We start from the raw sequence: 7,323 nt of genomic DNA, 5'->3' as shown, positions 1-7,323 counted from the left end.
GCCATGATTTTATTTTTTAATAATGTTATACAAATATATACTATTCAAATAGCTTGCCACAAGTAGGGGTATGACAATGTGACAATTATATTATTAACATCTGCCTTAATTACAAATGGTTTATAGTGGCTTATAAGTGGAGGGTTACTTTTAGTGTGGATAACCTCAAGTAGAAAGGGTTGGTGAGGACACCAACCCTTCAAAAATATAAGGTTTATAATTACTACAACAGCACCGCCGGCGCGTTAGTCAAATTAAATATATCGGCCATCAATTCGTCACTTGGGCTTACCTTGTGCGATTTGGAAAGCAAGTCTACGTACATCGCCTCCTCGCCATCCCGTATCTTAAATTTAAGCTGGCAACTTTTTGCCGGGTACTTTTCGTTGTTGGTATTTATTACCTGCATCAGGTTATCCAGTAGCTGATTGTTCAACGCTTTTACATCCAGGCAAACGGTTAGGGATTTGGTTAGCTTATCCCGCATTTCGGATAGCAAGCTCATTACAGTTACTCTTAGGTCCCAATTATCCTTTTGACGGAATTTTTCTTCGATATTACCCTTAATATGCAGGAAATACCCATCAACCATCATGTTACGGAATTTCACATAATCTTCCCCAAAAAAGGCAAACTCGTAGCTTTCGTTGTAATCTTCCAGGATGAACGTACCAAACGGTTTACCCATCTTAGTGGTTTTATGCTGAACGTTTGCCACTAACCCCCCAATGCAGATCTCGCCGCGTTTACGCAAGTTGGCCAGGTTTTCCATTACCTCTTCGCCACCCTCACCTGATCTGGCTTTCTGAATGTTCTTTAATTCGGTTATGGTGGTATTGCAATACTTATCCATTTCCAGCTTAAAGTTGTCAAGCGGGTGCCCGGTTAGATATATACCGATAACGTCCTTCTCGTATTTCAACTTCTCTATCAGTGGCCATTCCTCGGCATCAGGCATTGCCGGCTCGGGGATATACGATGCTACCGAGCCACCAAATAATGATGACTGCGAGCTGTTCTGCGTATTCTGGTAATCGTTACCATATTTTATCAGGCGCTCTACCCCGGTTAATATGCCATTCTCTGTTTTGGCGAAAAACTGCGCACGGTTAAGCCCAAACTCGTCAAATGCACCACCATAAACCAGGTTCTCGTATGATTTTCGATTAACCGATCTTGTGTTTGACCGCTGCGCAAAATCGTAAACGTTTTTATATGGGCCTCGCTCCTGGCGCTCTTCAATAATACTTTCAACCGCCTTTTCACCAACGCCTTTTACACCGGTAAGTCCGAAACGAATTACTCCTTTTTTATTAGCTGTGAAAGCCATATCGCTCTCGTTAATATCAGGCCCTAATACCTGTACACCCATACGGCGGCATTCTTCCATAAAGAAGGTGATCTTCTCCATGTTATTTTGGTTGTTTAAAACCGCTGCCATATATTCTGCCGGGTAATGCGCTTTTAAGTAGGCTGTTTGGTAGGCCACAAAAGCATAACAGGTAGAGTGCGATTTATTGAACGCGTATTGGGCAAATGCCTTCCAGTCATTCCAAATTTTGGTAAGCTTATCTTTAGGATGGCCTTTGGCAATAGCCCCATCCATAAACTGGGCTTCCATCTTGTTAAGTACCTCGATCTGCTTTTTACCCATCGCCTTACGCAAAACGTCGGCATCACCTTTACTAAAGCCAGCCAATTTTTGCGACAGAAGCATCACCTGCTCCTGGTATACGGTAATACCATAGGTTTCGCCCAGGTATTCCTCCATATCAGGTAAGTCAAATGCAATAGGCTCGATACCGTGCTTACGTTTAATAAATAATGGTATATATTCTATCGGGCCTGGACGGTACAGGGCGTTCATGGCAATTAAATCCTCAAACTTATCCGGCTTCAAATCGCGCAGGTACATTTGCATTCCGTCACTTTCAAACTGGAACGTGCCATTGGTATCGCCACGCTGATAAAGCTCATACGTTTGCACATCATCCAGCGGGATATAATCTATATCAATATGTACACTGTGGTTCTGTTTGATCAGCCTAAGCGCGTCTTTGATAATGGTAAGGGTTTTCAAACCCAAAAAGTCCATCTTAATTACACCGGCATCTTCAATAACACGTCCGTCATACTGGGTAACCAGCAGGTCAGAATCCTTTGCTGTAGCCACCGGGACAATGTCCGTAAGGTCATAAGGGGCAATAATGATCCCTGCGGCATGCACACCCGTATTTCGAACCGAGCCTTCCAGTTTCTCTGCTTCGCGAAGCACAATACCTTTAATATCGGTTGATTTGTAGATAGCCTGCAGCTCGGGCACTTGCTCAATAGCTGTTTTTAAGTTGATACCCAATGTTTCGGGCACCAGTTTTTTTAGCGCATTTACATCAGATAATGGCATATCCAATACCCTGCCCACATCCTGGATACTGGTACGGGCAGCCATAGAGCCATAAGTAATGATCTGTGCTACCTGGTTTTTACCATATTTATCAACTACATAGTCAATAACTTTTTGGCGGCCCGCATCATCAAAGTCCGTATCAATATCGGGCATTGACTTACGATCCGGGTTCAAGAAACGCTCAAACAGGAGGTTGTATTTCAGTGGGTCGATATTGGTGATACCTGTACAATAGGCCACCACCGATCCCGCTGCCGAACCACGGCCCGGGCCAATAAATACACCCATATCCCGGCCAGCCCTAATAAAATCGGCCACAATGAGGAAGTATCCCGCAAAACCCATGGTACGAATGGTGAACAGCTCAAAGTTGATGCGCTCTTCGGCCTCGGGGCTAATATCTTTATAACGCTCTTTGGCACCCATAAAGGTAAGGTGCTTCAGATACTCCCATTGGTTAAGGGTATCTGAATCGGGCGTGCTTTCACTGTGGATCTTAAATTCAGGTGGAATAACATAATTAGGCAGGAGAATGTCCCGCTTTAGCTTCAATACATCTACCTTATCAACTATCTCTTGCGTGTTATCTAACGATTCAGGAATATCATGGAACAGTTTGCCCATTTCTGCCTGTGTTTTAAAATAAAACTGGTCGTTAGTAAAACCGAAACGGTAGCCCTTGCCACCTTCTTCGTCGGTAGCTATGGGGGTACTTTGTAAATCGCCGGTATTTACACAAAGCAAAATATCGTGCGCGTTAGAGTCCTGCTGGTCTACATAGTGCGAATCGTTTGAGCAGATAACTTTTACGTTATACTTTTTGGCAAACTTCGCCAGCACAGCATTAACCGTATTTTGTTCGGGAATATCATGGCGCTGCATCTCTATATAGAAATCCTCGCCAAAAAGATCAAGCCACCATTTAAATTCAATCTCGGCGGCGGCCTCGCCATCCCTTAAAATAGCCTGCGGTACTGATGCACCCAGGCAACAGGTAGTTGCAATTATCCCTTTATGATATTTTAGGATAAGTTCTTTATCAATACGCGGCCATTTACTGTAAAGGCCCTCTATATAACCTAAAGAACAAAGTTTTATCAGATTCTTGTATCCTTCGGCATTTTTAGCCAGCATTAGCTGGTGATACCGCTTATCTTTCTTTTCTTTGGTAAACTGTTTTTTATGCCTGTCATCAACCACGTAAAACTCGCAGCCTACAATAGGTTTCACATTATGTTTACCCGCTTCGGCCACAAACTTAAACGCACCAAACATGTTCCCGTGGTCGGTAATGGCCAGGGCTTTCATACCATCTGCTGCTGCCTTTTTATATAGCTTTGATATATCGGCGGCACCATCAAGTAACGAAAATTGGGTATGTACGTGTAAGTGCGAAAAATCGGGCATATTTAATCTGAGTCAACTAATTTTGTGGATTACAAATTTACCAAAAAACAAACCTTTAAAAATGTTTGTTGATAAATTAAGAAGTAATTTTACCTGTACATCCTACGGGTAAGCTAATTAATATGATCTGTTAAAAGTGGCCTCATACATAAAGAATTATCGTAATAAGAAAAAAAACAAATTACCTTTTAAGAATGTTGAAAAATTAAAAAGGCAGTTTAGCACATAATTTGCGTAACTATAAGCAGTAACCATAACTTTTACGAATTTGGAACGATTTGGACGCATAGCTCTTAAAACAATATTATGGATAATTGCGAGTGTCATTTTTTTGGTGTTGCTTGTAGTTATTTTAATACAGGTACCTGCTGTGCAAAATTTTGCAAAAGATAAGGCTGTTACCTTTTTACAAAATAAAATCCACACCAAAGTAGAGATAGGCCATATCAGCCTGGGGCTGCCTAAATTATTAGTGCTGGAGGATGTTTATTTTGAAGATCAGAAGCGCGACACGCTTATTGCAGGTGATAAATTAAAGGTTGATATCACCCTGCTAAAATTGCTGAAAAACAAGGTTGAGATAAACGAGATAAACCTGGAAGGTATTACCGCTAATATTAGTCGTGGACCGGATAGCCTTTTCAACTTCGACTACATCATAAAAGCTTTTGCCGGCGAGCAGAAAAAAGAGGTGAAGCCCGAGGATACCACCTCTACCATGAAATTCTCGGTTGATAAGATCATTCTGGATAAGATCAACATTAAATATAAAGATGTAACCACCGGTAATGATGTAAAATTTCTGCTGGGCCATTTTGATACCCGTATCAAAGATTTTGATATGGATAAGATGAAATTTACTATCCCCAAAATAAACCTGAGCGGGGTAAACGCTAAGATCATTCAAACACCTGCGGGTTCATCCATTAAACAAGCTGCAACTATTGATACCGCCATCAAGCCGCTAAACATGGATCTGACTTTGGGTGAGATAAACGTAGACAGGGTTAAGGTTGATTACAAGAGCAGCGAAATGACCGCCAATGTTGATCTGGGCAAATTTTTGGTGAGCATGGATAAGATAGATATGAAGAAACAGCATGTTGGTATCAAATCTATCCTGTTAGATAATACCACCGCCGGGCTTACATTTGCCAAGCCGGCAACTGTTACCAAAGCGGTTGAAAAAACAATTAAAAAGATTGATACGCTTACATCTACAACACAAGCTAAAGGTTGGACAGCCGCTTTAGGCAAGGTTACCTTTACCAACGATAATATTAAGTTTGATAACTACGCGCAAAAACCCCTGCCCCGGGGCTTAGATTTTGCACACATGAGCATCAAAAACTTAAATGCCGATGCCGGGAATATCACTTACACCCCCGATAGCTTATCAGGTAAGATCAACTCCTTTACATTTAGCGAAAAGAGCGGGTTAAAGATCAATAAGTTCCACACAGCATTCTTCTACGGGCCTAAGAATTCGTATTTAAAAGATCTGCTGGTTGAAACGCCGACATCAGTTATTCAGAAAGATCTGCAGGTGGCTTATCCATCAATAGAATCGTTAACCAAAGACCTGGGCAAACTGAGCATCAACGCCAATTTAGATGGTAGTAAACTTGGCCTACGCGATGTATTGTTGCTAATGCCTACCATGGCATCAATGGAGCCATTTAAATCATCGCCAAACTCAATTATAAAAGTGAATGGCAGGGTTAGCGGTCAGGTAAATAACCTACGGATCCCAAATATTGAAATAAGTGGCTTTGGCAATACTTACGTAAAAGCATCTGCTACTATGCGGGGCTTGCCCGATGTAGAAAAATCTTACTTTGATGTCACTATCAACGATTTCCGTACTACACGAAACGATATTGTCCGCCTTGTTCCAAAAGGCACCATTCCGCCAAATGTGAGTGTTCCCGAGAATATGGACCTGAAAGGAACATTTAAAGGCAGCATGAAAACCTTTAACACCAAAATGAACCTGCGCAGCAGCTACGGCGCGGTTGATTTGGTGGCCGCCATGAAAAGTGGTAAACGCAAAGGAAACGAAACCTACTCGGCCAATATAAAGGCCAATAATTTAAACGTTGGGGCATTAACCAAACAGCCGCAAATGGTGGGCTTTGTAACCATGCAGGCGAATATAAGCGGTGCCGGGCTCGACCCAAAAACTGCCAGCCTAAAATTCAACGGCGATGTAGTAAGTGCTAATGTAAAGGGGTATACCTACCGTAACCTGGTAATGAAAGGTACCGCGCGCAATGGTAGTTATGTAGCTAACGCCCGCATGAAAGACCCTAATATTAACTTTAGTTTGGATGCTAAAGCTAACATGAACAAAAAGTATCCATCGGTTAATGCTACGCTTTTGGTAGATAGCATAGATCTGCAGAAGCTGAATTTTACAAAAACCCCAATGCGCTTTCACGGTAAAATTATTGCCGATGTACCAACTGCCGACCCCGATTACCTAAACGCCAATATTATGGCAACAGATTTGGTTGTGAATAACAACGGCCAGCGCATTCAACTGGATAGCGTAACCCTGGTATCTACCGCCAATTCAGATAGCAGTAGTTTACAACTTAAAACCCCAATGTTTTACGCGCACATGGTAGGCCAGTATAAGCTAACCCAAATTGCACCTGCATTGCAAGATGTTATAGATAAATACTACAATACCAGCCTGGGCAGTAAAACCCCGCGTGCCAAAGTAAAATACTCTTCGCAGCAATTTACGTTTGATGCCCGTTTAGTAAAAACGCCGCTGGTTACCCAGTTTGTGCCAGACTTGAAACAGCTTGACCCGGTTTTATTCAACGGCCGCTTTAACAGCACTACGGGCGAGCTGATTGTAAACGGATCGGCACCAAAGGTTATATATGGCACAAACACTGTAAACAACATGAAGCTGGCTATTAACACCGGCAATAACGCGCTTAATTACAACTTAACTGTTGATGAGATAAAAGTAGGTTCATCGCTCGATATGTTGTTCACCAGTGTATCGGGCAATGCCCAAAATAATAAACTGGGCATAAGCCTGCAGGTGCGTGACGCCGCCAAAAAAGAACGGTACCGAATTGCGGGTATGTTTAGCGCGCTGCCAAACCAGTATCAATTTAGTTTCCTGCAGGATGGATTACTGCTTGATTATACCCCATGGGCCGTTAACCCGGATAATGCCCTGTTCTATGGCGCTAAAGGGATATTGGCACGCAACTTTAGCATTACCAACAGCAACCAGGTATTAAGTGCAAATAGCAACTCGGGCGAGTACAATTCGCCGATAACTGTCGATTTCAGGAACTTCCGTATCGAAACTTTGACCAAACTGGCTAAGCAAGATTCCTTGCTTGTTGGTGGTACAATTAATGGAAACGCGGAGATAAGCAACTTCCAAAAATCACCGGTATTTACCACGGCTATAAACGTAAGCGATTTTAATTTTAAAGGTGATACCCTTGGTAACATAGCCCTTAAAGTAAATAACCAAA

General features: G+C 42.3%; 1 protein-coding gene and 1 pseudogene. One reads left to right on the top strand and one right to left on the bottom strand.

Going from position 1 to position 7,323, the window contains the following annotated elements; all coding sequences use genetic code 11:
* Positions 1 to 223: 223 nt before the first annotated feature.
* Positions 224 to 3,814 (bottom strand): DNA polymerase III subunit alpha, encoded by a 3,591-nt coding sequence (gene dnaE, locus JWQ85_RS05220; RefSeq protein ID WP_299465018.1) that lies wholly within the window; start codon positions 3,812 to 3,814, stop codon positions 224 to 226.
* Positions 3,815 to 4,184: 370 nt separating this feature from the next.
* Here dnaE and JWQ85_RS05215 point away from each other — a divergent pair.
* Positions 4,185 to 7,323, top strand: a pseudogene (locus JWQ85_RS05215) (translocation/assembly module TamB); the annotation flags it as partial.

Source organism: Mucilaginibacter sp. (genome assembly GCF_028288105.1).
GTDB lineage: Bacteria > Bacteroidota > Bacteroidia > Sphingobacteriales > Sphingobacteriaceae > Mucilaginibacter.
This window is presented reverse-complemented; position numbering and strand designations above follow the sequence as displayed.

Excerpts from the sequence above, each read along its gene's own strand:
- dnaE (WP_299465018.1), bottom strand. The coding sequence starts at position 3,814 with ATGCCCGATTTTTCGCACTTACACGTACATACCCAATTTTCGTTACTT.